The 25,313-nt window shown below is 71.5% G+C and carries 25 protein-coding genes; 15 read left to right on the forward strand and 10 right to left on the reverse strand.

What is annotated here, in order from left to right:
- Positions 1-71 precede the first annotated feature (71 nt).
- From ligA to EXE50_RS00035, 7 genes are all read left to right on the forward strand, one after another.
- Positions 72-1,940 (forward strand): ATP-dependent DNA ligase LigA, encoded by a 1,869-nt coding sequence (ligA, locus tag EXE50_RS00005; protein WP_137704015.1) that lies wholly within the window; start codon positions 72-74, stop codon positions 1,938-1,940.
- A gap of 88 nt (positions 1,941-2,028) precedes the next feature.
- Positions 2,029-2,895 (forward strand): hypothetical protein, encoded by an 867-nt coding sequence (locus EXE50_RS00010; RefSeq protein WP_053771542.1) that lies wholly within the window; start codon positions 2,029-2,031, stop codon positions 2,893-2,895.
- Between the two features lie 35 nt (positions 2,896-2,930).
- Positions 2,931-3,665 (forward strand): MBL fold metallo-hydrolase, encoded by a 735-nt coding sequence (locus EXE50_RS00015; RefSeq protein ID WP_137704016.1) that lies wholly within the window; start codon positions 2,931-2,933, stop codon positions 3,663-3,665.
- Between the two features lie 93 nt (positions 3,666-3,758).
- A complete protein-coding gene (locus tag EXE50_RS00020) occupies positions 3,759-5,354 on the forward strand; it encodes a hypothetical protein (RefSeq protein WP_053771540.1) in 1,596 nt (531 codons plus the stop codon).
- A 67-nt stretch (positions 5,355-5,421) separates the two neighbouring features.
- Positions 5,422-5,826, forward strand: a complete 405-nt coding sequence (gene cdd / locus EXE50_RS00025; RefSeq protein WP_053771539.1) for a cytidine deaminase — start codon at positions 5,422-5,424, stop codon at positions 5,824-5,826.
- A 57-nt stretch (positions 5,827-5,883) separates the two neighbouring features.
- On the forward strand, positions 5,884-6,702 hold the full coding sequence (locus EXE50_RS00030) for a nucleoside phosphorylase (RefSeq protein ID WP_121599124.1): 819 nt from the start codon (positions 5,884-5,886) through the stop codon (positions 6,700-6,702).
- An 80-nt stretch (positions 6,703-6,782) separates the two neighbouring features.
- Positions 6,783-7,964 (forward strand): NAD(P)/FAD-dependent oxidoreductase, encoded by a 1,182-nt coding sequence (locus tag EXE50_RS00035; RefSeq protein ID WP_053771537.1) that lies wholly within the window; start codon positions 6,783-6,785, stop codon positions 7,962-7,964.
- 120 nt (positions 7,965-8,084) lie between these two features.
- On the opposite strand, the gene EXE50_RS00040 is transcribed toward EXE50_RS00035, so the two are convergent.
- Positions 8,085-8,618: an Rrf2 family transcriptional regulator gene (locus tag EXE50_RS00040; RefSeq protein WP_053771536.1), complete on the reverse strand. Its 534-nt coding sequence runs from the start codon at positions 8,616-8,618 to the stop codon at positions 8,085-8,087.
- Positions 8,619-8,726: 108 nt separating this feature from the next.
- On the reverse strand, positions 8,727-8,945 hold the full coding sequence (locus tag EXE50_RS00045) for a hypothetical protein (protein WP_053771957.1): 219 nt from the start codon (positions 8,943-8,945) through the stop codon (positions 8,727-8,729).
- 133 nt (positions 8,946-9,078) lie between these two features.
- Here EXE50_RS00045 and rocF point away from each other — a divergent pair, with 133 nt between their 5' ends.
- A complete protein-coding gene (gene rocF / locus EXE50_RS00050; protein ID WP_137704017.1) occupies positions 9,079-9,984 on the forward strand; it encodes an arginase in 906 nt (301 codons plus the stop codon).
- A gap of 21 nt (positions 9,985-10,005) precedes the next feature.
- On the opposite strand, the gene EXE50_RS00055 is transcribed toward rocF, so the two are convergent.
- Positions 10,006-10,305, reverse strand: coding sequence for a hypothetical protein (locus tag EXE50_RS00055; protein ID WP_053771534.1), 300 nt, complete (start codon positions 10,303-10,305; stop codon positions 10,006-10,008).
- Positions 10,306-10,425: 120 nt separating this feature from the next.
- Here EXE50_RS00055 and EXE50_RS00060 point away from each other — a divergent pair, with 120 nt between their 5' ends.
- Positions 10,426-11,217 (forward strand): PHP domain-containing protein, encoded by a 792-nt coding sequence (locus tag EXE50_RS00060; protein ID WP_053771533.1) that lies wholly within the window; start codon positions 10,426-10,428, stop codon positions 11,215-11,217.
- Positions 11,218-11,227: 10 nt separating this feature from the next.
- On the opposite strand, the gene EXE50_RS00065 is transcribed toward EXE50_RS00060, so the two are convergent.
- Complete coding sequence (locus tag EXE50_RS00065) at positions 11,228-11,728, reverse strand: metal-dependent hydrolase (RefSeq protein WP_053771532.1); 501 nt, start codon at positions 11,726-11,728, stop codon at positions 11,228-11,230.
- A 131-nt stretch (positions 11,729-11,859) separates the two neighbouring features.
- On the opposite strand from EXE50_RS00065, the gene EXE50_RS00070 reads away from it, so the two are divergent.
- On the forward strand, positions 11,860-12,981 hold the full coding sequence (locus tag EXE50_RS00070; protein ID WP_137704018.1) for a pyridoxal phosphate-dependent aminotransferase: 1,122 nt from the start codon (positions 11,860-11,862) through the stop codon (positions 12,979-12,981).
- Between the two features lie 63 nt (positions 12,982-13,044).
- Here EXE50_RS00070 and EXE50_RS00075 read toward each other — a convergent pair whose 3' ends face one another.
- A complete protein-coding gene (locus tag EXE50_RS00075) occupies positions 13,045-14,304 on the reverse strand; it encodes a carboxypeptidase regulatory-like domain-containing protein (RefSeq protein WP_137704019.1) in 1,260 nt (419 codons plus the stop codon).
- Between the two features lie 115 nt (positions 14,305-14,419).
- A complete protein-coding gene (locus tag EXE50_RS00080) occupies positions 14,420-14,716 on the reverse strand; it encodes a hypothetical protein (RefSeq protein ID WP_137704020.1) in 297 nt (98 codons plus the stop codon).
- 107 nt (positions 14,717-14,823) lie between these two features.
- On the opposite strand from EXE50_RS00080, the gene ileS reads away from it, so the two are divergent.
- Positions 14,824-17,976: an isoleucine--tRNA ligase gene (gene ileS, locus EXE50_RS00085; protein ID WP_137704021.1), complete on the forward strand. Its 3,153-nt coding sequence runs from the start codon at positions 14,824-14,826 to the stop codon at positions 17,974-17,976.
- Between the two features lie 186 nt (positions 17,977-18,162).
- Positions 18,163-18,636 carry an N-acetyltransferase gene (locus EXE50_RS00090; RefSeq protein ID WP_053771527.1) on the forward strand — a complete coding sequence of 158 codons (474 nt, stop codon included), beginning with the start codon at positions 18,163-18,165 and terminating at the stop codon, positions 18,634-18,636.
- A gap of 10 nt (positions 18,637-18,646) precedes the next feature.
- Here EXE50_RS00090 and lrpA1 read toward each other — a convergent pair whose 3' ends face one another.
- From lrpA1 to EXE50_RS00105, 3 genes are all read right to left on the reverse strand, one after another.
- Positions 18,647-19,075, reverse strand: a complete 429-nt coding sequence (gene lrpA1, locus EXE50_RS00095) for an HTH-type transcriptional regulator LrpA1 (RefSeq protein WP_053771526.1) — start codon at positions 19,073-19,075, stop codon at positions 18,647-18,649.
- Between the two features lie 83 nt (positions 19,076-19,158).
- Positions 19,159-20,097 (reverse strand): thiamine pyrophosphate-dependent enzyme, encoded by a 939-nt coding sequence (locus EXE50_RS00100; protein WP_121599118.1) that lies wholly within the window; start codon positions 20,095-20,097, stop codon positions 19,159-19,161.
- A 3-nt stretch (positions 20,098-20,100) separates the two neighbouring features.
- Positions 20,101-21,996 (reverse strand): 2-oxoacid:acceptor oxidoreductase subunit alpha, encoded by a 1,896-nt coding sequence (locus EXE50_RS00105; protein ID WP_137704022.1) that lies wholly within the window; start codon positions 21,994-21,996, stop codon positions 20,101-20,103.
- Between the two features lie 215 nt (positions 21,997-22,211).
- Between EXE50_RS00105 and dph5 the strand changes: the two genes are divergently transcribed.
- The 3 genes from dph5 (at position 22,212) to EXE50_RS00120 (ending at position 24,002) form a co-directional block, all read left to right on the forward strand.
- A complete protein-coding gene (dph5, locus tag EXE50_RS00110) occupies positions 22,212-23,009 on the forward strand; it encodes a diphthine synthase (protein WP_137704023.1) in 798 nt (265 codons plus the stop codon).
- A 116-nt stretch (positions 23,010-23,125) separates the two neighbouring features.
- Entirely contained in the window at positions 23,126-23,512 is a 387-nt protein-coding gene (locus tag EXE50_RS00115; RefSeq protein WP_053771522.1) for a CBS domain-containing protein, read from the forward strand.
- A 115-nt stretch (positions 23,513-23,627) separates the two neighbouring features.
- Complete coding sequence (locus EXE50_RS00120; protein WP_053771521.1) at positions 23,628-24,002, forward strand: cyclic nucleotide-binding/CBS domain-containing protein; 375 nt, start codon at positions 23,628-23,630, stop codon at positions 24,000-24,002.
- A 42-nt stretch (positions 24,003-24,044) separates the two neighbouring features.
- Here the strand turns inward: EXE50_RS00120 and EXE50_RS00125 are convergent, their stop codons facing one another.
- The gene (locus tag EXE50_RS00125) at positions 24,045-25,292 is read right to left on the reverse strand and encodes a DUF4010 domain-containing protein (protein WP_053771520.1); all 1,248 of its coding nucleotides are present in this window, start codon (positions 25,290-25,292) and stop codon (positions 24,045-24,047) included.
- Positions 25,293-25,313: the final 21 nt, after the last annotated feature.

Consider the following 25,313-nt stretch of genomic DNA (forward strand, 5'->3'; position numbering starts at 1 on the left):
CTCGCCCACCGCGCCCCGCCGCGCACGGCGCATCGGGCCGCTTTTGCCCCCCGACCACCGACCGGACGCGTATGGAGTTCGCCGCGCTGGCCGAACGGGCGGAACGGGTGGCCGCGAACGACGGCGACATCGAGACCACGCTCGCGGTCGCCGACCTGCTCGCGGACGCCGACGGCGCCGCGGACGACGGCTCGACCGACGACCTCCCGGTCGTCGTCCGCTTCCTCCTCGGTCGCGTCTTCCCCGCCCACGACACGCGGACCCTCGACGTCGGGCCCGCGCTCTGTCGCGAGGCGATCGCCCGCGCCGCGGGGCAGAACGTCTCGGCCGCCGACGTGGAGGGCCGGCTCGCGGAGCGCGGCGAGATCGGCGCCGTCGCGGCCGAGTACGACCTCGGCGGCCAGCGGGGGCTCGCCGCGTTCGGGAGCGGCCGCGACGCGCTCACGGTGGCCGCGCTCGACGAGGAGCTGCGCGACCTCGCGGCCGCGAGCGGGGAGGGAAGCGAGTCGCGCAAGCGGGACGCGCTGTTCGGCCTGTTCACGCGCTGCTCGCCGAGCGAGGCGGCGTTCCTCGCGCGCCTCGTCCTCGGCGAGATGCGGCTCGGCGTCGGCGAGGGGACGGTCCGCGACGCGGTCGCCGAGGCGTTTCTCGCGTCGCCCGCGACCGCCGAGGAGTCGTCGAACGAGGCGGGTTCGGAACTCGCCGCGCCCGACGACGCGGTCGCGGCCGTCGAGCGGGCGCTCCAGGTGACGAACGACTACGGCCGGGTCGCGGTCCGCGCCCGCGACGAGGGGGTCGCGGGGCTCCGCGAGGAGTCGCTGCGCGTCGGCCGACCGGTCCAGGCGATGCTCGCGCAGGCGGGCACCGCGACCGACGCGCTCGACGCCTTCGGCGAGGTCGCCGTCGAGACGAAGTTCGACGGCGCCCGCGTTCAGGTCCACTACGACCCCGGAGGCGACGACGGAGCGGGCGGCGGCGACGCCGCGGCCGGCGGCGACGAGGCGCTCGGCCCGAGGCTCTACTCGCGGAACATGGACGACGTGACCGAGGCGCTCCCCGAGATCGTCGAGTACGTCGCCGAGCGCGTCGACGTCCCGGTCATCCTCGACGGTGAAGTCGTCGCGGTCGACGACGACGGCGACCCGCTCCCGTTCCAGGAGGTGCTGCGACGCTTCCGTCGGAAACACGACGTCGACCGCATGCGCGAGGCGGTCTCGCTGCGGCTCCACGCGTTCGACTGCCTCCACGCCGCCGGCGACGACCTGCTCGACCGCCCGCTCCGCGAGCGGCACGACCGGCTCCGCGGGGTCCTCCCGGACGCGGCCGCGGAGCTCACGCTCGCGGACGACCCCGACGCGATCGCGGCCGCGGAGCGGACCGCCCTCGACGCGGGCCACGAGGGCGTGATGCTGAAGAACCCGGAGGCGGCGTACACGCCCGGCGACCGCGGCCGCGACTGGCTGAAGCGCAAGCCCGACGTGGAGACGCTCGACGCCGTCGTCGTCGGCGCCGAGTGGGGCGAGGGGCGCCGAGCGGAGCTGTTCGGCACGTTCCTCCTCGCCGTCCGCGACGACGAGGGGGACGCGAGCGACGCAGCGGGCCGTGACACAGCGGCTCGTGACGCGGCCGACCGCGACGCCGACGCCCCCGTGCCCGCGGGGTACGCGACGGTCGGCAAGGTGGCCACGGGGATCACCGACGAGGCGCTGGCGGACCTCACCGAGCGGCTGGCGCCGCACGTCGTCGAAGAGACGGGAACGACGGTCGCGTTCGACCCCGAACTGGTAGTCGAGGTCGGCTACGAGGAGATCCAGACATCGCCGACGTACTCGGCCGGCTACGCCCTCCGGTTCCCGCGGTTCGTCGGCGTGCGCGAGGACAAGGGGGTCGGCGACGCCGATTCGCTCGCGCGGGTCCGCCGGCTCGCCGACGACGAGTGAGCCGCGGTCGGCGGGCCGGCGGCGACGCGACCGCGCCCGGCGTTCCGCCACGCGAAACCCCTTGACCCCTCGGCGCGTAGTGACGCCCATGCCAGGCCCGCTCGGGGACGCGACGCGGCGCGACCTCACCGACGCGGCCGCCGCCCGGCTCGCCGGCGACGGGTTCGCGGTCGACCGCCCGGAGAGCGGCGTCGAGCCCCCGGCGGTCGCGACCCGCGGCGACGAGCGGATCGCGGTCGAGCCGCTAGCCCCCGACGACGCGACGCCGACCGTGATCGTCTCGCGGCTCGGCCACGCCCTCGACCGCGACCGCAGCGTCCTGTTCGTCGCTCGCGACGACGCCACCGCGGCCGCCGTGCGCGACCTCCTTGCCGACCCGCCGCTGCTGGCCGCGCGCCGCGACGGCCGGCGGACCTTCCACCTCGGTCCGGACCGGATCCCGGTCGCCGGCGGCGGCTACGCCTGCGTTCGCGCCGAGGGGCTCGGCGACCCGACGTTCGCGTGGCGCGAGACGGACACCCCGGTCGGCCCGGTGACGGCGGACTCGGGAGTCGACGCCGCCGCGGTCGACGAGGCGGGCCGCCCGGTCGTCCCGCGGCTCGTCTGCGAGGTCGACGGGACTCCAGTCGCGGTCCTCGCCGGCGTCGAGAGCCTCCGGACGCCGCCGGACGCGGCGTTCCCGTTCGCGTACCGCCGCGACCCGGACGACAAGCGGTTCCGGGTCCGGCGGGGCGACGACGGGGCCGTCGTCGAGACGCTCGGCGGCTTCGGGGCGATGCGCGACGCCGGATACGTCCCGGTCCCGATGCCGCTCGTCCCCGAGCACGCGCTGGGGCGCTCGCTCGGGGACGACGCGCTCGCCGCGGCGTGGGACCTGGTCGTGATCGACGACGGGCCCGACGCGGCCGGCGGGACGCGCGGCGCGGGCGACGACGCCGGCGACCGCGACCGATAGCCACCCTCAAGGCGCCCGCGGCCGGACCCCGTGACATGACGGTCCGATTCGAGGAGCTCACCGTGGAGTGGCTCGGCTACGCGACGGCGCGGCTGGAGACGGACGGGGGGCCGGTCGCCTACACCGACCCCGGTCGGTACGGCGTCCTCGACGACTACTGGGCGCGCGACGGCGACCTCGTCGTCGTCACCCACGACCACCACTACGACAGCGACGGCATCCGGTCGGTCGCGAGCGAGGACGCGACGGTGGTCATCTACGAGGCGGTCGACCCCGCGGGCATCGACCGCGACGTGGAGCCGATCGACGCGCTCGCGGCCGACTACGACGTGGTCCGCGTCGGCGAGGAGGACCGCGTCGACGTCGACACGCCGGCCGGCGAGGTCACGGTGTGGTCCGTGCCCGCCCACAACGACCCCGAGGGACCGAACGCCGACGCCGACGGCTCGGTCGCGCACCCGCCCGGCTTCGGCTGCGGCTACCTGCTGTCGCTCGGGGGCCGCACCGTCTTCTGGCCCGGCGACTCGGACGCGCTCGACGGGTTCGCCGAGCTGGACGTCTCCGTCTTCCTCGCGAACATCGGCGGGGGCGGCATCGTCGCCGACCGGCGCGCGGCGGCCGACCTCGCCGAGGCGATGGCCCCGGACCTCGTCGTCCCGGTCCACTACGACACCTTCGACCTGCTGGAAGCGGACGGCGAGGCGTTCGCGGGCGACGTGGCGAGCCGCTCGATCCCCGTCGCGCTCGACGCGCGCTCGGCGAACCAGTAGGCGCGCGGGCCGGGCGGAGCCGTCGTGGGAACTCGACCCGTACGCTCTCGCGGCCGGTGACCTTTTCACCTCGCCGACTCCTTCCCCGGTCGCATGACCACCGAGTCCGCGCTCGCCGACGGGGTCCGGGAGGCGCTTTCGGTCGACGCCGAGGCGTTCGCCGAGCGCGCGGCCGAGGAGGCCGAGATCGTCAAACAGGAGCTCCGCGACGGCTCCTTCGACAACCACCAGTCGATCGTCGGCTTCGAGTACGAGTTCTACGCGGTCGGCGACGGGCGATGGAGCGAGGAGTCGCGGGCGGGCGAGTACGCGCTGATGCGCGTGCCGCGCCGCCTGCTGGAGCTGATGGGCTTCGAGAAGGAACTCGGGCTCCACAACGCCGAGATGTGTACGAGCCCGCAGCCGCTCTCCGACCACGGGCTCCGAGCGCAGCTCGCCGAGGTCCGCGCGCGCCTGGAGGCCGCGGAGAACACCGCCGGCGTCGAGGGGATGCGGCTCGTCTCCGACGGCCTCTGGACTATCCCGCCCGCGGGCGAGACCGCGGAGGGGTACCTCACCGACAGCGTCGAGGTCGACGGCGTCGTCGTCGCGGTCAACATGAGCGACGCGGTCCGCTACCACGCGATGGCGAACGCGGACCCCGACGCGGCGGACGGGGACGGACCCGACGACGCGCGGTCGGCGGGCAGCCGCGTCGAGCTCTCCGCCCCCGGCGTGTCGCTGGCGGCGGACACGGTGATGCCCGAGAGCCTCATCACGTCGATCCAGCCGCACTATCAGGTGGCGCACGCAGAGACGCTACCGCGGCACTTCCGGTACGCGCTCCGGATCGCCGGCCCCCTGCTCGCGCTCGGCGTCAACTCCCCGTTCTTCCCGCCGGACCTGTACGACGACGGCTGGGACGGCGAGCGGATCCTCGCGGAGGGGGCGACCGAGAACCGCGTCCACGTGTTCGAGTCCGTACTCAACGCCCGCACCGACGCGGACAAGGTGCGGTTCCCGCGGGACTTCCGCGACGTCGAGACCGCGGTCGACCGCATCGCGGCCGACGAGACGCTGATCCCGATGCCCGACCCGGGCGGCAGCGACCGGTTCGACGACGACTTCGCGACGTTCCGGACCAAACACGGCAGCTACTGGCGGTGGGTGCGGCCCGTCTTCGAGGGGGCGAGCCGCTCGGCGGCGAACGCGCGCATCGAGTTCCGCCCGATCCCCGGCCAGCCCACGGTCCGCGACTCCATCGCGTTCCAGGGGGCGTTCGCGGGCCTGCTGCAGTCGCTCGCCCAGCGCGAACACCCGGTCATCGGGCTCGACTGGGAGACCGCTCGCGACAACTTCTACGCGGCGGTCGCCGACGGGCTCGACGCCGAGATGGAGTGGATCGGTCCGGACGGCCAGCACACCACGGACACGGACGCGCTGTACGAGGACCTCCTCGACCACGCGGAGGCCGGGCTCCGGACCGCCGGCTGCGCCGCCGACGAGGCCGCCGAGTGGGTCGCGCCGCTCCGGTGGCGCGTGGCCAACCGGACGACCCCGGCCAGCTGGAAGCGCGACCGCGTCCGCGCCCGCCTCGACGACGGCGACGACTTCGAGACGGCCGTGGTCGACACCCAGCGCGAGTACATCCGCCAGCAGGCCGACACGCTCATCGACGGCGGCTTCTCGGCGTGGGTGGACCGCGCCTGACCGGACCGCGGGCCCGCCCCCGACCGCGACACAGTACAGTTATCGGCCCGCCGCGTCACGCGCCGGTATGGACGACCTGATCGCCGCGGCGCGCGAGGCCTTGGACGCCGCCCACGTCCCGTACTCCGAGTACCGCGTCGGCGCCGCGCTGCGGACCGCTGACGGCACCGTGTTCACCGGCTGTAACATCGAGAACGCCAACTACTCCAACAGCCTCCACGCCGAGGAGGTCGCGCTCGCGGAGGCGGTGAAGAACGGCCACCGCGAGTTCGACCGGATCGCGGTCTCGTCGGGCGTCCGCGACGGCGTCACGCCCTGCGGGATGTGCCGGCAGACGCTCGCCGAGTTCGCGGCCGACGACCTCGTCGTCGCCTGCGACGAGGGCGGCGACGCCGTGACCGAGTACACGCTGGGCGAACTCCTCCCGAACACGATCAGCGAGGGGACGCTCGACGACGCCAGCCGGGAGTGACGCCGGCGGGCGACCGAGACGGAACTACTTTTAAACGGCTCGGCGAAGGGCGGAGACATGACCGACGACAGCGAGGACCCGAACGACGAGGCCGGTTACCACGTCGAGGCCGCGCCCGAGGACGTCGCGGACGCCGTCCTCCTCCCCGGCAATCCCGAGCGAGTCGACAAGATCACCGCGCTGTGGGACGGCCACGAGGAGGTCGCGCGCCACCGCGAGTACCGCACCGCGACCGGCACCTACGACGGCGCACCCATCTCGGTGACCTCCACCGGCATCGGCTCGCCGTCGGCCGCCATCGCCGTCGAGGAACTGGCGCGCGTCGGCGTCGACACGTTCATCCGGGTCGGCTCCTGCGGCGCGATCCAGCCGGAGATGGACGTGGGCGACCTCGTCATCACGACCGGGGCCGTCCGACAGGAGGGGACGAGCGACGAGTACGTGCGCGAGGACTACCCCGCTGCCGCGGACGGCGAGGTCGTCTCCGCGCTCGTCGCGGCCGCCGAGCGGCTGGGCCACGACTACCACACCGGCGTGACGATGAGCGCCGACTCCTTCTACGCCGGGCAGGGGCGCCCGGGATTCGACGGGTTCGAGGCCGCCGGCTCGGACGAACTCGTCGCGGAGCTCCGGGACGCGAACGTGAAGAACATCGAGATGGAAGCGTCGGCGATCCTGACGATCGCGAACGTGTACGGGCTCCGTGCGGGCGCGGTCTGCTCCGTCTACGCCAACCGCGTCACCGGCGAGTTCCGGACGGAGGGCGAGTCGCGCGCGGCTGAGACGGCGAGCCTCGCGGTGAAGCTGCTCGCGCGCATGGACGAGGTCAAGCGGGAGGCGGGCGCCGACCGCTGGCACGCCGGGCTCTCGCTGTAACGCGCCGTCCCGCCGCGGGCCGGACCGCCGATCGCGACCGTTCCAAAGCGACTTTACCCGCGCGCCGCGGAGCGGCAGGCATGAGTACACAGGTCGTGGTCGTCGGCTCGGGATACGCCGGCGCAGGGGCGGTCAAGGCGTTCGAAGACGAGGTCGGCGAGGGCGAGGCCGATCTCACGTGGATCTCGGAACACGACTACCACCTCGTTTTACACGAGGTCCACCGCGCGATCCGCAACCCCGCCGTCGAGGACAAGATCACGATCCCCGTCGACGAGATCAAGTCGCCCGAGTCCGACTTCGTTCAGGGCCGGGTCGTCGACGTCGACACCGACGAGCGCGTCGTCGAGACCGACGACGGCACGACCGTCGACTACGACTACCTCCTCCTCGCGGTCGGCTCCACGACCGCGTTCTTCGGCATCGAGGGCTTGAAGGAGAACGCCCGCCAGCTGAAGGGACTCGACGACGCGAAGGCGATCCACGAGGACGTGCGCGAGGCGGCCGCGGACGCGACCCGCTCCGACCCCGCGCAGGTCATCGTCGGCGGCGCCGGCCTCTCCGGCATCCAGACGGCCGGCGAGATCGCCGAGTACCGCGACAAGCACCGCGCGCCGCTCGATATCAAGCTCGTCGAGGGGCTCGACGAGGTCTTCCCCGGTAACGACCCGCAGATCCAGGGCGCGCTCCGCCAGCGGCTCGAGGACGCCGACATCGACATCCTCACCGGCGACTTCATCTCGGAGGCCGACGAGGAGGCTGTCTACCTCGGCGGCGGCGAGGACGAAGAGCCCGAGGAGCTGGGCTACGACGTGCTGATCTGGACCGGCGGAATTACGGGCCAGCCCGAGTTGGAGCACGTCGAGGTCGACAAGGACGACCGCTCGAACCGCGTCCACGCCGGTTCCGACTTCGCCACCAGCGACGACCGCGTGTTCGCCATCGGCGACACCGCCCTCGTCGAGCAGGGCGAGGACGACGTGGCCCCGCCGACCGCGCAGGCCGCCTGGCAGGCCGCCGAGGTCGCCGGCGCCAACCTCGCGCGCGCCGCCCGGGGCGCGCCGCTCCGCTCGTGGACCCACGAGGACAAGGGCACCGTCGTCTCCGTCGGCGAGGAGGCGGTCGCCCACGACGTGGTGGGCATGCCGATCAAGACGTTCGGCGGCAAGCCCGCGAAGCTGCTGAAGAAGGCCATCGCCACGCGCTGGATCGCCAAGGTCTCCTCCGCGAGCCGCGGCGTCAGCGCGTTCGGCGACATGTAAGCGCGGGCGACGCCTTTCGTCGACGCGCCTTCGGCCTCCGACGCTCGACTCCGGCCGTCGACAAATCAGTCCGCGCTCTCCGAGGATTTCTCGAACCGGTAGACGAGTCCCGCTTCTAGATCAGTGTTCGGCCGGCTCGTCGGGCGCCCGCATGTCGTCGATCCGCAGGATGAGAATGTTCGCGGTGTCGTCTTTGCCGTCGACGGTGCCGTCGATGACGAGCTTCGAGAGCGGCGTCGGGCCGACGGTGACGCTGTCCCCCTCGTGGAAGTCGCGGACCGAGCCCTGGACGTGGATCTCGGCGCGGCACAGCTCGGGGTGGTGGACGCTGGAGAGGTCGATCCCGTCGACGTTGGTCCCCTCGACCTGCTCGCCCTCGTGGGAGATCGGGACGTCGGCCGGCTCGTCCATGCGCTGGATGTCGAGCGCCTCGTAGGCGTTCGAGGTGGGCTTGTAGCCGCCCTTCGGACCGGGGACGCCCTCGACGAGCTGGAGGGCCTTGAGGCTCTGCATCTGGTTCCGGATCGTCCCGGGATTGCGGTCGACTTCCTCGGCGATCGCCTCGCCTTTGACGGCGTCTTCCTGTTCCCCGTACAGGTTGATGAGGGCCGTGAGGATGCTCTTCTGGCTTGACGTGAGCTCGATCGATGACATGGTCTCGAATACACGACGCCCCCGCTTAAATGCGATGGAATTCGCTTATAAATGATCGTGTGAAACCGCCTCGACGGCCGGGTACAGCCAGCGCTGCGCGTTCCGGGGCTACTCCCCGCGCAGCCGCTTCATGCGCACGTACGCGAGCGGGCTCGACAGCGCGACGACCACGCCGACGCCGATCAGCGCAAGCCCGAAGTCGACGGCGACGAACGACACCGCGGCGCCGACGAGCCCGATCGCCGCGCCGGTGAACGCGACCGCGATGGTCGCGCCGATCGGCTCGATGTCGCCGGGCTCGACCGAGTAGGGATCGGAACTGCCCATGACCGCCCCGTGGCGGCCCGGGCGCAAAACGGTGTCCGATCCGGCGAGGCGAACCGGGCGCTCTCCGCCGCCCTCGCGGGCCGCGGCCGCGTCGATCCCCACCATTCAAGCGCCGCGGCGTCGCGTACCCGGTATGACCACGGTCAGGATTATCGGCGCGCCGACCGACTACGGGGCGAACCGACGCGGGGTCGACATGGGACCGTCGGCGATCCGGTACGGCGGGCTCGCGGGCCAGCTCGCCGGCGCCGGCGTCGAGGCGGTCGACGCGGGCGACCTCCCCGTCCCGCGGGCGGAGGAGCGCGACCCGGACGCGGACGCGCCCAGCGTCGGGGAGGCGAAGTTCCTCCGCGAGACCGCCGACGTGTGCCGGGAGCTCGGCGACGAGGTCGCCGCGACGCTCGACGCCGGCGACGTGCCGCTCGCGCTCGGCGGCGACCACTCGATCGCCATCGGGAGCCTCGCCGGCTCCGCGCGCGACGCGGACATCGGCGCCGTGTGGTTCGACGCGCACGCCGACCTCAACACGCCCGCGACGACGCCGTCGGGCAACGTCCACGGGATGCCGCTGGCGGCCGCCCTCGGGATCGGCGAGTTCGCGGACGCCGAGTGGGCGACCGCGCCGGGGCTCTCGCCGGAGAACGTCGCCCTCGTCGGGCTGCGGTCGGTCGACGGCGCGGAGGCGGAGCTCATCCGCGAGCGCGACTTCGCCGCGTACACGATGTCCGACATCGACGAGCGGGGGATAACCGAGGTCACGGAGGAGGCGCTCGACGTCGCCTCGGCCGGCGTCGACGGGATCCACGTCAGCCTCGATCTCGACTGGCTCGACCCGAACGCCGCGCCCGGCGTCGGGACGCCCGTCCGCGGGGGCGTCACCTACCGCGAGGCGCACAGCGCGATGGAGATCGTCGACGAGACGGACGCGCTCCGCTCGATGGAGATCGTCGAGGTGAACCCGACGCTGGACCAGCACAACGAGACGGCGGAGCTGGCGACGGAGCTCGCGGCGAGCGCGTTCGGGAAGCGGGTGCTGTAGCTCGGGGACGACAGATCCGCCTCAGACGTTCCGATCGAGTTCCTCGACGACGCGCTGGAGGTCCGCGGCGGCCTCGATCTCGCCTTTGATCTCCTCGCGGCGCCGGACCGCCGCGGAGTCGGCGTCGTACGCGCGGACGAACTCGGCGCGGGTGTGCTCGTCGAACGCGTGGCGGATCGCGAAGTAGCCGTCCGGGACGATCGTGCCGCACACCTTGCACTCGTGGCGCTGGTGGTCGTTCGTCTGGTGGACGATCGCCGCCTCCACGTCGTCGAAGGCGGCGTCGCAGTCGCCGATGCCGCACGTCCAGCGAGGAGCCATACCGGGAACACTCGCCCGAGAGGGATTAACGGTTTCCCAACTCGGCGAGACGCCGGGACGGGCCGCCGCCGCGCGGTCCGACCCGCGGCCGCGGCACCGTCGTCGTCGAACGATACGCCTTTGCGCGGGCGCGACGACCGTGCGACCGTGACCCGATCGCAAACGCGCGTCGACGCCCACGTCAAGGTGCTCGACGACGAGGTCGTCGCCCGCGCGAAGGCCCGCGGGATCGACGCGCTCGTGTACGCGCCGCACTTCACGCGGCTCCCGACGGTCCGCGAGCGCGCGGCCCGCTACAGCGACGACGAGCTGACCGTCGTCCCCGCCCGCGAGGTGTTTACCGGCGACTGGGGGAACCGGCGGCACCTCCTCGCGCTCGGGCTCTCCGACCCGGTCCCCGACTACATCACCTTCGAGGGCGCCATGGCCGAGTTCGAGCGCCAGGACGCGGCCGTCCTCGTCCCGCACCCCGGGTTCGCCACCATCTCGCTCACGCGGCCCGAGGTGGACGCGCACGCCGCCCGGATCGACGCCGTCGAGACGTACAACACGAAGCTCCTCCCCCACCAGAACGCCCGCGCCCGCCGGACCGCGTCGGAGACCGGCTGCGCCGGCTTCGGCTCGTCGTACGCCCACCTCCCCGGCACGGTCGGCGAGGCGTGGACCGCCTTCGGGGGCGACCTTGACGACGCCGCGGCGGTCGCCGAGGCGTTCCGCGAGCGCCGCCCGCGGACGGTGATCCACCGCGGCGGCGTCGGCCACCGGCTCCGGGGGCTCGTCGAGTTCGCACACCTCGGCTACGAGAACACGTGGGCGAAGCTCGACCGGATGTTCCTCTCCGGAAACGAGCCTACCCTGCCGTCGAACGTCGCCTACGAGGGGCGGTTCGACGACGTGAGCGTCTACGAGTAGCGCGTCGCGCTCACAGTCCGAATCCGGCCGCGGCCTCCGACGCGGCGGACAGGTCCAGATCGAGGCTGACGACGTAGGTGTGGATCGCCCAGAAGCCCGCCAGCTCGATCGCGGTGATGACCACCGTGACGAGGTCGGCGTACTTGCTGCTCGTCGTCACGCCGCTCGGGAATCCGAACTCCCGGTCCGAGAGGGGGTGGAACAGCGCGATACCCCGGCGGCTCCCGACCACGTCGAGGACGTAGTGAGTCAACACGCCGATCCAGACGTACTGGAGGTTCCCGAAGAAGATCGGGTACGCGAGGAACACTGCCAGCACGGGGAGGCTGTGGAGCGTCTTCCGGTGGCGCCCGAAGGCGGTGTCGACGTCGGGGAACAGCGCCCCCAACACGACGGGAACGGTGATCTCGGCGACGGTCGTCGCGGTCGCCGCGTCGAGCCCCGGTTCGAGGATGAAGCCGAGCCCGAGGGCGAGCAGCAGGCCGTTGAGCACGTGGCCGCGTTTGTTCATGTCTCCCCGTGTGCGGGTCGGCAGGTCAAACCACCGGATCGCGGTGACTCGGTGGGACGCCGCGCCTCCCCCGTCGGCGGCCCCGGCGTTCGGGTCGAAAGAGCCACGGCGACCGCGTCCGACCCGACCGTATGGAGTACGAGGAGCCGAAGTTCTTCCACGTGATGCGGTACGCCGCGGGCGCCGACGGCGACGTCATCGACATGGTGAGCGGTAACCCCGACTGGGAGCCGCCCGCCGTGCTCCGGGAGGCGCTCCGCGAGTACGCCGACCTGCCGCCCGCCGACTTCCAGTACCCGCCGAGCGACGGGCTCCGCGAGCTCCGCGAGGCGATCGCCGAGCGCCGCGACGTGGACCCCGAGCGCGTGGTCGTCACCAACGGCACCGGCGAGGCGAACTACCTCGCGATGGCGCGCGCGCTCGACCGCGGCGCCGGCGACGAGGCGCTCCTGATGGACCCGGTGTACCCGTACTACCCGGGGAAGACCCACCTGCTCGGCGGCGAGCCGACGCTCGTGCCCACCGCCCGCGACGGGCGCCTCGACGTCGACGCGGTCCGCGAAGCCGCGAGCGAGGACACCGCGCTGATCGTCTTGAACACCCCGAACAACCCGACCGGCGCCGTCTACGACCTCGACGCGGTCCGCGAGGTCGTCGCGGTCGCCGAGGCGGTCGACGCCGTGGTCGTCGCCGACGAGGTGTACGGTCAGTTCGACCTCGCCGGCTCCTTCGAGTCGGCCCTAACCCTCGACTCCGAGCGCGTGATCGTCACCAGCGGCTTCTCGAAGTCGATGGCGATCACGGGGCTCCGGGTCGGCTACGGCGTGTTCCCCGAGGCGCACGTCGGCGACGCGAAGACCCGTCACATGCTCGTGAACGTCACCGGGGCCCGTCCCTCCCAGTACGCGGTCTACCACGCGCTCGCCGAGACCCCGGACGACTACTACGCCGAGTCGCGCGAGCTGCTCGCCGACCGTGTCGCGGCCTTCACCGACGCCCTCGACGCGGCCGGCGCCGAGTACAGCCGCCCGGAGGGTGCCTTCTACGTCCTCGCGCGCTTCGAGGGGTTCCCCGGCACGATGGCGAACGTCAAGCGCCTGGTCGACGAGGCGGGCGTCGCCGGCATGCCGGGAGAGGCGTTCGGCACCGCCCGCGACGAGTGGATCCGGTTCGCGCTGGTGACGCCGCGCGCGACCGAGGCGGCCGAGCGGCTCGCGGACTACTTCGCGGACGGGGCCCCGGACTCCCGCTGAGGAACCCCGGCGGGCCGGCGGGCGCTCGTCAGCCGGTCGCTCCCGACGGCCGCCGCGACGCCCTCACCGGCCGCGGGTCCGGCCCGCGACGGACAGCGCGAGGAGAGCGACCGCGGCCGCGACGACGCCGAATCCGGGGTTCTCGTCGTCGGTGGTCCCGTCGCCGCTCGACGAGTCGCCGTCGGACGCGTCGCCGTCCGCGTCGTCGGCGCTCCCGTCGTCGCGGTCCGTCGCCGACTCGTCGACGCCCACGACCGTCACCGGTTCGGAGACGGTGTCGCCGTCCCGCGCGACGAGCGTCCGGTCACCGGCGGTCCGGATCGTCACTTCGAACTCGCCGCGGTCGTCGGTCTCCCCGACGGCCTCGCCGTCGAGTTCGACGGTCGCACCACCGACCGGCTCGTCGTAGGCGTTCCGCACGGTCACGCGCGTCGTCTCCCCGACGAGGACGCGGTCGTTCGCGGGCTCGGCGACGAGTGCGGCGCTGCGCTGCGCGGTGGCGTTCACGCTCACCGCCGACTCCTCCACCCTGACCCGCTCGGACGTGGCGTCGTATCCGTTCTTGACGACCGCGACCGTGTAGACGGCGTTCACCGGTACGGTGAGCGATGCGGTCCCGTCGGTCACGCTCACCCGCCCGTCGAACACCGAGGAGGAGGCCCGCACCGCCCCCGTCTCGATCGGGACCGGCGGGTCGAAGTGGTCGTCGAAGACCCGCACGTCGAGCGTCGTGGCGCCTCGCTCGACGGCGACCCGGGCCTCGCCGCCGTCCCCCACGGTCACGGGGACGGACGCCTCCAGGTACCCGGGCTTCACGACGACGACCTCGTAGTCGCCGCGTTCGAGGCGCGCCGTCTCGTACCGCCCGTCCGCCTCGGTCTCGCCCCGGTCGATCGTCCGCCCGCCTTCGCGGACCCGGACGGTCGCGTCCGGCTGCGACCGGTTCTCCCCGTCGACGACAGTCACGGTCGCGGTGCCGCTCCGTGAGACCCCGAGGTCCACGGTCGTCTCGCTGGCGTTCTCGACCCGGAGCGGACGGTTCCGGACGTAAGCGTCGTCGTCGACGTCCAACTCGACGCCGGCGCCCTCCGGGACGTCGAGGAGGACGTTCCCGTTGCTCGCCGTCGTCCCGGACGCGGTCCCCGTCTCACCGGCGTCGGTCTCCCACGTCGCCTCGACCGTCGCACCGGCGACGGCGTCGCCGTCCCGATCGGTCACGGAGACGGTGAGCGTCACCGGGTCGGCGGCGAACGCGCCGCCGGTCGCGGTCACCGCGACGAACAGTACTGCCGCGGTGACCAGCGTCGAACGTGCGACGTTCATACGCGGCGTACGCGGTCGGTCAGTATAGGTATGACCCGATTACTTGCCGTAAGCGGGCCTGAATCCCGCATTCCCGGCCGATCTGACGGTCAGTGGGGCCGGGAAATCGCCTCCGCTACCCGCCGCCGCCACCGCCGCCGTAGCCGCTCTTCCCCGCCTCGGCCTCCCGCTCGCGCCGGTCCGAGCCGTCGTCCGCGTTCGCGGTCGATCGCTCGGACGCCGACCGCTCTGACGCCGACCCGGACCCCCGCGCCGCGAGCGCCCAGCCGAGGGCGTACGCCGCGACTGCGGCGGCGACGCCGGCGCCGGTGCCGGCGAGCCACGCGCCGGCCAGGTACGCGGCGGCGGCCAGTGCCGGGCCGCCGAGGAGCGCGTACCCGAGGTCCTCGCGGACGAGTCGCGGCGTCTCCATGTTCGCTGCGTCCGCCTCCCGGGAGAAGTGTCTTGTCCCGCCTCGCCGCCGCTGAACCGTTCCCACGACTCCGCCGTATTCAAATACGCGCGCGCAGACCAACGCGTATGGAGCAGATCGACGACCAGTACGCGCCCGCGGACGTCGAGTCCGCGGTCGACGAGTACTGGGACGACCACGACGCCTACGAGGCGGCGAAGGAGGCGCACGCCGACGACCCGCCGTTCTTCTTCGTGGACGGCCCGCCGTACACCTCCGGGCAGATGCACCTCGGGACGGCCTGGAACAAGACGCTGAAGGACGCCGTCATCCGGTACAAGCGGATGACCGGCCACCGCGTCACCGACCGCCCCGGCTACGACATGCACGGGCTCCCGATCGAGGTCAAAGTCGAGGAGGAGCTCGGCTTCGAGAACAAGCGGGACATCGAGGAGTACGGGATGGAGGCGTTCATCGAGAAGTGTAAGGAGTTCGCCTTGGAGAACCGGGCGGCGATGGACGAGGACTTCAAATCCATCGGCGCGTGGATGGACTGGGACGACCCGTACGAGACCATCTCGCCGGAGTACATGGAGGCCGCCTGGTGGGCGTTCTCCGAGGTCGCCGACAACGGCCTCGTCGAGCAGGGGAAGCGGTCCATCTCGCAGTGCCCGCGCTGCGAGACCGGCCTCGCAAACAACGAGGTGGAGTACGAGGACGTCGAGGACCCCTCCGTCTACGTGAAGTTCCCGCTCGCCGACCGCGAGGGGAGCCTCGTCATCTGGACGACGACGCCGTGGACCATCCCCGCGAACACCTTCGTCGCCGTCGACGAGGATCTCACCTACAACGCCGTCCGCGCGGAGAAGGACGGCGAGAGCGAGCTCATCTACGTCGCCGCCGACTGCGTCGAGGACGTGCTCGGCGAGGGGCGCTACGAGGACTACGAGGTCGAGGCCGAGCTGACGGGCGACGAGCTCGTCGGCTGGGCGTACGACCACCCGCTCGCCGACCGCGTCGCCGAGTACCCCGACTTCGAGGGCGCCGGTCGGGTGTACGCCGCCGACTACGTGGAGGCCGACCGGACCGGACTGGTCCACTCCGCGCCCGGCCACGGGGAGGAGGACTTCCAGCGCGGCACGGAGCTCGGACTCGACATCCACTGCCCCGTGAAGCCGAACGGCGAGTTCACCGAGGCGGCCGGCGAGTACGCCGGCCAGTTCGTGCGCGACGCCAACGACGACATCGTCGACGACCTCGTCGCCGACGGACATATGCTCGCGCACGGCACCGTCGACCACAGCTACGGCCACTGCTGGCGGTGTGACACCGGGATCGTTCAGCTGGTCACCGACCAGTGGTTCATCTCGATCACGGACGTCAAAGACGACCTCCTCGACAACATGGAGGACTCGGAGTGGCACCCCGACTGGGCCCGCGACAACCGGTTCCGCGACTTCATCGAGGACGCGCCCGACTGGAACGTTTCCCGCCAGCGCTACTGGGGGATCCCGATCCCCATCTGGGTGCCGGAGGACGCCGACGCCGGCGACCTCGACGAGGACATGATCGTGATCGGCACCCGCGAGGAGCTCGCCGAGCGCGTCGAGGAGGACGTCGACCCCGAGTCGATCGACCTCCACCGCCCCTCCGTCGACGACCTCACTATCGTCGAGGACGGGACGACGTACCGCCGCGTCGAGGACGTGTTCGACGTGTGGCTCGACTCCTCCGTCGCTTCGTGGGGGACGCTGGGCTACCCGAGCGACGAGGCCGCGCACGACGAGCTGTGGCCCGCCGACCTGATCATCGAGGCGCACGACCAGACCCGCGGCTGGTTCTGGTCGCAGCTCGGGATGGGCACCGCCGCGGTCGACCAGATCCCCTACGAGGAGGTGCTGATGCACGGCTTCGCCAACGACGAGGACGGCCGGAAGATGTCGAAGTCGGTCGGCAACATCGTCACGCCGGAGGAGGCGATCGAGCGCGCCGGCCGCGACCCGCTCCGCACGTACCTCCTCAGCCACGACCAGCAGGGGGTCGACCTCGCGTTCGAGTGGGACGGGCTCGGCGAGATCCAGGGTAAGCTCAACATCCTCTGGAACGTGTTCCGGTTCCCGCTGGAGTACATGGAGCTCGACGGCTACGACCCCGCCGAGGCGGACCTCTCGGACGGCGAGCTCGAACTCGTCGACGAGTGGGTGCTCTCGCGGCTCCAGTCCGTGGAGGCCGAGGTCGCCGACGCCTGGGACGACTACCAGGTCAGCGATGCGGTCAACGCCGTCATCGAGTTCGTCACGCAGGACGTGTCGCGGTTCTACGTGAAGGCGGTCCGCGACCGCATGTGGGAGGAGGCCGACTCCGCCTCGAAGCGCGGCGCCTACGCCACGCTCGCGACCGTCCTCGACGAGGTGATCCGCCTGCTCGCGCCGATCGCGCCGTACCTGACCGAGCGGATGTACCAGCGGCTCGACGGCGCGGCGACGACCGTCCACGCGCTGTCGTACCCCGAGCCGGACGCCGACCTGCGCGACCCTGACCTCGAACGCGACGTGGCGGTCTTCCGCGACGTGGAGGAGGCGGCGGCGAACGCGCGTCAGCAGGCCGGCCGGAAGCTCCGCTGGCCCGTCCCGCGCGTCGTCGTCGAGACGGCCGACGAGACCGTCGCGGCCGCGGTCGACCGGCTCGAAGCGCTGATCGCCGACCGCGTCAACGCCCGCGAGGTGCTCGTCACGGACGCCTTCGACGAGCTCGTCGAGACCGCGGAGCCGCAGATGGCGGCCATCGGACCCGCGTTCGGCGGCGACGCCCAGAAGGTGATGGAGGCGGTTCAGGGCGCCGACCGCGCGGCGGTCGAGAGCGGCGAGGTGACCGTCGACGGCCAGCCCGTCGACCTCGACGACGAGATGGTCGAGTACGTCGCTGAGCCCCCGGAGCACGTCTCCGGCGCCGACTTCGAGGGCGGCACCGTCTACGTCGACACCTCGCTGACCCCCGACATCGAGTCCGAGGGGTACGCCCGCGACGTGATCCGCCGGATCCAGGAGATGCGCAAGGAGCTCGACTTGGACGTGGAGGCGCGGATCCGCGTCGGCGTCGGCGTCGACGACGACCGCGTGGCCGGCTTCGTGGACGACCACGCCGACCTCATCGCCGGCGAAGTGCGCGCCGACGCTTGGTTCGACGACCCGACCGACGCGGCGGACGCCGAGGACGGCCTCGTCGAGGAGTGGGAGGTCGAGGACGTCACGCTCACCATCGGCGTCGACCCGGTCGCGTAGGCCTCCCCGACCGAAGACGCCGCTTCGAGCGTCCGAGTGCTCGGTTTCGAAGCCCTCGGCGCCCGCGCTCGCTGGCTCGAACCGACGACAACGGCACCGCCGGGGCGTCGCCTCCGCGACGCGAATTACTGTGGGAACAATTCGCACCCCGAAACCTATAGGTGCGTTCTTTACTCACGGTTGAACATGGATGTTCGGGCGGCTCGGGCCGACGACGCCGAGGCCCTTCGCACCGCGGTCTCGCGGGCCCGGGAGGAGACGGTGTTCGACGACATCGGCGCACCGCTGCTTGACGTCTCCGCCGCCGGCGTCCGCGAGGCCGCCGCCGAGGCCGAGTGGTCGTTCCTGATGGAACACGACGAGGAGGGCCCCGTCGGCCTCGCCATCGCGCACCCGGACCCGGACGGCGCCGAAGCGGAGCTACTGGCGCTGTGGGTCCACCCGAACCGCGCGGGGGAGGGGATCGCCGGGGAGCTGCTGTCGCGCGTCGGCGGCGCGCTCGCCGACCGCGGCGTCGAGACGCTCCGGGCGACGGTGCCGGCGGACAGACCGAGCGCGACGGAGTTCTTCGTCGCACACGGCTTCGAGGCGCGCGGGACCCGCCGGAGCCCCGTCGGCGACGAGGACGTGGTGGTCGCGGCCCCGCGGACGCTCGTCTGAGGCCGCCGGCCTACTTCAGTCGCTCCTGCAGGAAGGAGGGGTGGGCCGCGGTGACGCCCTCGACGCCGAGCAGCTTCTCGGAGATGACCTCGCCGAGCTCGTCGCCGTCGCCGGCGCGGACCTCGGCCATCAGCATGTGGTCGCCCGAGGAGGTGTACAGCGCCTGGACCTCGTCGAGCGACTTCAGTTCGCGCGTCGCCTCCACGTACTGTCCGGAGTCGACGTCCATCCCGACCATGGCGATCGACTGCGACGAGAGCTTCTTCGGGTCGACCTCCGCGGAGTAGCCGACGATCACGCCCCGCTCTTCGAGGCGGTCGATGTACTTCCGCACCGTCGGCTTCGAGACGTCGGCCCGTTCGGCGATCTCTCCGCAGGACGCCTGCGCGTCCTCCTCTAACACGGAGAGGATTCGCTCTTCCGTCGATACCGTACTCATACCACTCCGTTTGTCACCAATGAAAAAATACCTTGCGAATCAAAAAACGGATTCACCGCGCCGTCAACGACCGACGGCCCCGCTCAGGCGTGTTTGTCGAGGAACATGTCGTGGGAGCGCTCCCACTCGTAGTCGTCGTCCCAGTAGCGCTCGGCGAGCGGCTCCTCGGGCATCTCGCCGATTTCGCGCTTCTCCTGGCCGTAGGACGGACGGTCCTCGTCGACGTAGAAGCGGCCGGTGAGGACCTCGCCGTCGTAGAGGGCCTCCTCGGTCGTGCGCATCATCTCCTGGGCCTCGACGCGGTCCGTCTTGTCGAACTCGTAGTCGTCGGAGTCGTTGACGTCGATGTACGGGACGTACTGGCGCGCGTCCTTGTTCCAGGTCGGACACTGGGTGAGGAAGTCGACGTGCGCGAACCCGTCGTGTTCGATCGCCTCGATGAGGATCTCCTTCGCCTGGTTCGGGTTGACCGCGGCCGTCCGGGCGACGTAGGAGGCGCCGGCGTTGAGCGACATCGAGAGCGGCTTGATCGGTTCCTTGGCGCTCCCGTGGGGCTGCGTCTTCGACTTGTGGCCCTTCGGGCTGGTCGGGGAGGTCTGCCCCTTCGTGAGCCCGAAGATCTCGTTGTTGAACACGATGTACGTCATGTCGTGGTTCTCCCGGGCCGTGTGGACGAAGTGGTTCCCGCCGATCCCGTAGCCGTCGCCGTCGCCGCCGGCGGCGATCACTTCGAGGTCGGGGTTCGCGAGCTTCGCAGCGCGGGCCACGGGCAGCGAGCGCCCGTGGATCGTGTGGAACCCGTACGTGTCGAGGTAGCTGTTCAGCTTGCCCGAACAGCCGATCCCGGTACACAGCAGGGTCTCCTCGGGCGTGCGCCCGACCTCCGGCAGCGCCTGCTTGAGCGCCTTCAGGACGCTGAAGTCACCGCAGCCCGGACACCACGTCGGCTGCGGCTCCACGCCGGGGGTGTACTCGTCGCGGTCGATCTCCCGCTCCTCTCCGATCGCTGAAAACGTGCTCATTGGTTAGTCACCTGCGGCTGGGACGAACGTGGTCTGGTGGCCGGACGCGTCGCCGTCGCCCTCGACGATCGCGGCCTCGAACCCGTCGACGACCTCCGCCGGCTCGAACGGGTTCCCGTTGTACTTCAACAGGCTCGACAGCTTCTCGCCGTAGCGGCCGAGGTTCTTTTGGACGAGCCCGCGGAACTGTCCGGACGCCGTCATCTCGACGACGAGGACCTCGTCGACGCTCTCGACGAACGCCTTGACCTGCTCGGTCGGGAACGGGAGCATGTCGGAGACCCCGTACGACTTCACCGAGTGGCCGGCCTCGTTGAGCCGACCGACGGCCTCCTCGACGGTGCCCTGCTGGCTGCCGAACGTGAGGATGCCGTACTCGGCGTCCTCGGGGCCGGCGTACGAGCCGGTGTCCTCCCTGTCGAGGTCGGCGCGGATCGCCTCCAGCTTCTGGGTCCGCCGGTCGATCTGCGCGACCCGGTTGTCCGGGGACTCGCTGATGTGGCCGGTCGGGTCGTGCTCGTTGCCCGTCGCGAGGAAGCGACCGCCCTTCTGCCCGGGCACCGACCGCGGCGAGACGCCGTCGTCGACGTCGTGCTGGAAGCGGTGGAACTTCCCGTCGCCGGAGTGCGGCTCGTCCGCGAGCGCGTCCTCCGAGAGCGTCTTCCCGAGGTCCGGGTTCGGATCGCGGTCGAAGTGGCTCTTGGGGACGTTCGTCAGCTCGCCGCCGAGCTTCTGGTCGTACAGCAGGATCGTCGGGATCTGGTACTCGTAGGCGAGCCGGAAGGCGATGCGCGACTGCTCGTACGCCTCCTCGACGGTCCCCGGGGCCAGGACGACGCGCTGGGAGTCGCCCTGCGAGGTGTAGAGGACGTGTTCGAGGTCGGACTGCTCCGGCTTCGTCGGCATCCCGGTCGAGGGGCCGGCGCGCATGGCCTCGACGAGGACGACGGGCGTCTCCGTCATCTCCGCCAGCCCGAGCGGCTCGGACATCAGCGCGAACCCGCCGCCGGAGGAGCCGGACATCGCCTTGACGCCGGCGTGCGAGGCCCCGACCGCGAGCGCGGCCGCGGCGATCTCGTCTTCCACCTGCTCGGAGATCCCGCCGAGCTTCGGCAGGTTCTGCGTCATGATGGTGAACACCTCGGTCCACGGCGTCATCGGGTAGCCGGCGATGAACCGGCAGCCCTCGTCGATGGCGCCGTAGGAGATGGCGTCCGACCCGGACATGAGCAGCTGGGTCTCGTCGTGTTCGCCCGTCGGCACCGACACGTCCGGGGCGTCCACGTCGTACTCCTCGCGGACCTGGTCGTACGCGGTCTCGAGGATCTCCAGGTTCGGTTCGAGGATCTTCTCCGGCATCGCGTCGCGCATCAGGTCCTCGACGTGATCGAGTTCCATGCCGGTCAGCGCGCAGGTCGCGCCGACGCCGGCGGTGTTGCGCATGACCTCGCGACCCATGTCGCGGGCGAGCCCGCGGAGGTCGAGCGGATACACGTGCCAGTCGTTCTCCTCGGCGCGCTCCTCGAAGTTCGGGATCTCGGAGGCGTCCAACAGCCCCTCGTCGTAGACGATGACCCCGCCCTCGCGGAGCTCGTCTAGGTTCTCCGAGAGCGGCTTGATCTCCTCGTTGCCGTAGACGGCCTCCTCCTGCGGGTTACGGGCGAAGGAGTCGCCGAGTGCCAGCAGGAAGTTGTAGCCGTCGCCCCGGGATTCGACGGGGTCCGCCGACGCGCGGACCTCGGTATAGGTGTGGCCGCCGCGGATCCGCGACGGGTAGTGCCGATGCGTGAAGACGTTGAGCCCCGATCGCATCAAGGCCTTCGCGAAGTTCTGGCTGGTGGAAGCGATCCCGTCACCGGATCCCCCCGATATCCGCCAGATGAGTTCGTCGTCAGTCATAGTGGTATGTGAGCCCGATTGGGCCTCGTAGCGGAACGTTGTGCTGGTTCCCTCTTAGGGCTTGCTATGGAATCCCAAGGGACTATCATGAAGGTCTATAAGGGGCGCTCGGGCGCTCGTCGCCCGTCCGCCGGGCCGATCCGAGCGCCCGCCCTCGGTTTCGTCGCTGCCGACCCTTCCGCGTCCTTTTAGGCCGCCGCGCGCCGAACGCACCCATGCTCACCTTCATCGGGCTCGGCCTCTACGACGAGCGCTCCGTCACCGTCGAGGGGCGCGAGGCGCTGCGGGCGGCCGACCGGGTCTTCGCGGAGTTCTACACCAGTCGGCTGATCGGCGCCGACGTCGCCGACCTGGAGGCGTACCACGACGTCGACATCGCGGTCCGCGACCGCGCCGGCGTGGAACGGGATCCGGAGCCGATCCTGGAGGCGGCCGCGGACGGCGACGCCGCCTTCCTCACGGCCGGCGACACGATGATCTCGACCACCCACACCGACCTCCGGCTCCGCGCCGAGGAGCGCGGCATCGACACGCGGGTGGTCCACGGCGTCACCGCCCAGTCCGCGGCGTCGAGCCTGACGGGGCTCCAGAACTACCGGTTCGGGAAGGCGACGACGCTGCCGTTCCCGTACGGGCACGGCGGCGACGACGTGCCCGCGAGCGTGGTCGAGACCGTCGAGGCGAACCGCGAGCGCGGGCTCCACACCGTCGTCTACCTCGACATCAAGGTCGGGACCGGCCCGAGCGGCCCCGACCCGGACCACGAGGAGTACATGACGGCCGACGCGGCCGCGGAACTGCTCGCCGAGGGGTGGGCCGACGAGCTCGCTGTCGCCGTCGCCCGCGCCGGGTCGCCGGACGCGGTCGTCGCCGCCGACCGCCTGAGCGCGCTCGCCGACCGCCAGTTCGGCGACCCGCTCCACCTGCTCGTAATCCCGGGCGACCTCCACCACGTCGAAGCGGACGCGCTGGTCGGCCTCGCGGACGCTCCGGACGCCCTCGTCGAGGAGTGAGCCGTCGGGCGGTCCGGGACGTCTCCGTCCCTCGCCGGGCCCGAACCCGTGTCGCTCGACGCGAACAGGCCCTCCGACCGGATAATTGATAACCGTGCCCAGCGTTACCACGAGACATGAACGACGTACTCGTCGATCGGCTCATGTCGACCGACCTCACCACGATCGAACGCGGCGCCCCAGCGGCCGACGCGGCGAAGCGGATGCGCGACACCGGCGTCAGTTCGATCCTCGTCGTGGAGCCCGACGGACGGCTGGCCGGGCTGATCACCGCGACGGACTTCGTGGGGCTCGTCCGCGACAACGACCCGAAAGACCGGACGCCGGTCGAGGCGTTCATGACGACCGACGTCGTCACGGTGGGCCGCGAGGACACCGTCGCGGAGCTGGCGGCGCCGACCGCGCACGGCTACACCCACCTCCCGGTGACCGACGGGGACGGCAGACCGATAGGGATGGTGTCGACGACGGACCTCACGGCGCACCTCTCGAAGGCGCGCTGACGGCCCCCTCCGAGCGTCGCGTTCCGCCGCTCTTCTGCCGTCCCGAACGGGGTCGCGCCCGCCCCGCGGTGTGGGTTCCGGAAGAGTAATGACACGCGGTATCACACGTCGTGGCATGGATCTCGACGACAGAACCCGCGTCGCGGACGTGATGTCGACGCCCCTGGAGACGATCGGAGCGAACGTTCCGATTCGAGAGGCGGCTCAGCGGATGCGCGACGGCGGCATCAGCGCCCTCGTCGTGACCACCGGCGGCGGTTGTATCGTCACGCAGAGCGACGTCGTCGGGGCGGTCGCCGACGGGCGCGACCCCGAGGCGACGACGGTCCGCGACGTGATGACCGAGGACGTCGAGACGGTGACGCCCGACCTCATGATGCAGGAGGTGGCCGCGATGATGACGATGTACGGCGTCAAACACCTCCCGGTCGTCGACGACGACTACGTCGGCATGGTCTCGTCGACGGACATCGCCGAACACCTCTCGTGAGGCGCGCCCCGACCCGCGCCGGAGCGGGTCCGCCGAGGCGTTTTAAAACAGCAACACCGGGATTCCGGCGAGTACCCCCACGGCGATCAGCAGGAGGTTCCAGAAGAACACCGGACGGACGAGTTCCCGAGCGATGCTCGCCGCGAAGACGGTCTTGATGAGGACGCTGGCGGCGGTGCCGGCGATCACGCCCGCGACCGCGGTCTCGACCCCGATCTGTCCGGTCCCGAGCAGCGAGACCGCCGTGGCCGTCGAGGTCCCCGACGACACCAGGCCGGCGAGGAAGGAGGTGACGATGAAGCCGCTCGCGCCGAACGACTCCTCGGCGACAGCGGAGACGAGCAGCACGATCAGGAAGAGCGCGCCGAACGTGAGCGCGTTCCCGAGGCTGAACGGCGAGGCCAGCTCGGCCTCAATCGTCGTCCGCCAGTCGCTCCGCCGCACGGCGACGCCGACCCCCGCGACGGTGATCGCGCCGAGCGGGACGCCGACGACGAGCGCCGCCTCGGGGACGAAGACTGCCACTACGGCGGCGTTCCGGAACGCCATCGCCGCGTTCGCGAGGAGGATGGAGCCCACCGCGACGTCGCCGATGGCCGCGCGCCCCTTCGCCCGCTCGGCCATCTCGGCGACGACCGCCGTCGAGTTGACGAGCCCGCCGAAGAAGCCCGTCACCGCGTAGCCGCGGCCCTGGTACCGCTTGACGAGGACGTAGTTGACGAACCCGATGGCGCTGACCGCGACCACCAGCGACCAGACCAGCCGCGGCTGGACCGCCCCCCACGGGTCGACCGTCTCCGCGGGGAGGAGCGGGAAGACGACGAACGCGAGGATGGTGAACTCCACGGCGCTGCGCACCTCCTCTCTGGAGAGTCCCCACGCGAACGCGTGGAGTTCGCGTTTCAACACCAGGAGTAGCGACGACAGCACCGCTACCGTCACCGACTCGATGAACAGCCCCGCCGCGACGAGGACGCCGACGCCGTACGCGACGAGCATCGACGCCGACGTGGTCAGCGAGAGCCCGTCGACGTCGGCCTCGACGAAGCTTCGCACCGCCAGCAGCACCGCGCTGGCAACCACCAGCACCCCGCCGACGGCGAGGAGCCCCGGTTCGCCGACGAGCGAGAACACCGCCGCCGCGAGGCTGATCAGCGCGAACGTCCGGATCCCCGCCGACTTCTGTGACCACTCCCGCTCCAACCCGAGGAACATGCCGAGCGCGGTCGCCAACACCAGCTTCGCGACGTTCGTCTCCAGGTAGACGAACGGGTCGACGCCGCCGATCACCGCCGCTCACCCCGTGGCGAC

It is taken from the genome of Halorubrum sp. ARQ200 (assembly GCF_005435115.1).
Taxonomy (GTDB): Archaea; Halobacteriota; Halobacteria; order Halobacteriales; family Haloferacaceae; genus Halorubrum; species Halorubrum tropicale.

Bases quoted from the DNA above. Each gene is read 5' to 3' on its own strand.
- ligA (WP_137704015.1), top strand. From the start codon at position 72: ATGGAGTTCGCCGCGCTGGCCGAACGGGCGGAACGGGTGGCCGCGAAC.
- EXE50_RS00010 (WP_053771542.1), top strand. From the start codon at position 2,029: ATGCCAGGCCCGCTCGGGGACGCGACGCGGCGCGACCTCACCGACGCG.
- EXE50_RS00015 (WP_137704016.1), top strand. From the start codon at position 2,931: ATGACGGTCCGATTCGAGGAGCTCACCGTGGAGTGGCTCGGCTACGCG.
- EXE50_RS00020 (WP_053771540.1), top strand. From the start codon at position 3,759: ATGACCACCGAGTCCGCGCTCGCCGACGGGGTCCGGGAGGCGCTTTCG.
- cdd (WP_053771539.1), top strand. From the start codon at position 5,422: ATGGACGACCTGATCGCCGCGGCGCGCGAGGCCTTGGACGCCGCCCAC.
- EXE50_RS00030 (WP_121599124.1), top strand. From the start codon at position 5,884: ATGACCGACGACAGCGAGGACCCGAACGACGAGGCCGGTTACCACGTC.
- EXE50_RS00035 (WP_053771537.1), top strand. From the start codon at position 6,783: ATGAGTACACAGGTCGTGGTCGTCGGCTCGGGATACGCCGGCGCAGGG.
- EXE50_RS00040 (WP_053771536.1), bottom strand. From the start codon at position 8,618: ATGTCATCGATCGAGCTCACGTCAAGCCAGAAGAGCATCCTCACGGCC.
- EXE50_RS00045 (WP_053771957.1), bottom strand. From the start codon at position 8,945: ATGGGCAGTTCCGATCCCTACTCGGTCGAGCCCGGCGACATCGAGCCG.
- rocF (WP_137704017.1), top strand. From the start codon at position 9,079: ATGACCACGGTCAGGATTATCGGCGCGCCGACCGACTACGGGGCGAAC.
- EXE50_RS00055 (WP_053771534.1), bottom strand. From the start codon at position 10,305: ATGGCTCCTCGCTGGACGTGCGGCATCGGCGACTGCGACGCCGCCTTC.
- EXE50_RS00065 (WP_053771532.1), bottom strand. From the start codon at position 11,728: ATGAACAAACGCGGCCACGTGCTCAACGGCCTGCTGCTCGCCCTCGGG.
- EXE50_RS00070 (WP_137704018.1), top strand. From the start codon at position 11,860: ATGGAGTACGAGGAGCCGAAGTTCTTCCACGTGATGCGGTACGCCGCG.
- EXE50_RS00075 (WP_137704019.1), bottom strand. From the start codon at position 14,304: ATGAACGTCGCACGTTCGACGCTGGTCACCGCGGCAGTACTGTTCGTC.
- EXE50_RS00080 (WP_137704020.1), bottom strand. From the start codon at position 14,716: ATGGAGACGCCGCGACTCGTCCGCGAGGACCTCGGGTACGCGCTCCTC.
- ileS (WP_137704021.1), top strand. From the start codon at position 14,824: ATGGAGCAGATCGACGACCAGTACGCGCCCGCGGACGTCGAGTCCGCG.
- EXE50_RS00090 (WP_053771527.1), top strand. From the start codon at position 18,163: ATGGATGTTCGGGCGGCTCGGGCCGACGACGCCGAGGCCCTTCGCACC.
- lrpA1 (WP_053771526.1), bottom strand. From the start codon at position 19,075: ATGAGTACGGTATCGACGGAAGAGCGAATCCTCTCCGTGTTAGAGGAG.
- EXE50_RS00100 (WP_121599118.1), bottom strand. From the start codon at position 20,097: ATGAGCACGTTTTCAGCGATCGGAGAGGAGCGGGAGATCGACCGCGAC.
- EXE50_RS00105 (WP_137704022.1), bottom strand. From the start codon at position 21,996: ATGACTGACGACGAACTCATCTGGCGGATATCGGGGGGATCCGGTGAC.
- dph5 (WP_137704023.1), top strand. From the start codon at position 22,212: ATGCTCACCTTCATCGGGCTCGGCCTCTACGACGAGCGCTCCGTCACC.
- EXE50_RS00115 (WP_053771522.1), top strand. From the start codon at position 23,126: ATGAACGACGTACTCGTCGATCGGCTCATGTCGACCGACCTCACCACG.
- EXE50_RS00120 (WP_053771521.1), top strand. From the start codon at position 23,628: ATGGATCTCGACGACAGAACCCGCGTCGCGGACGTGATGTCGACGCCC.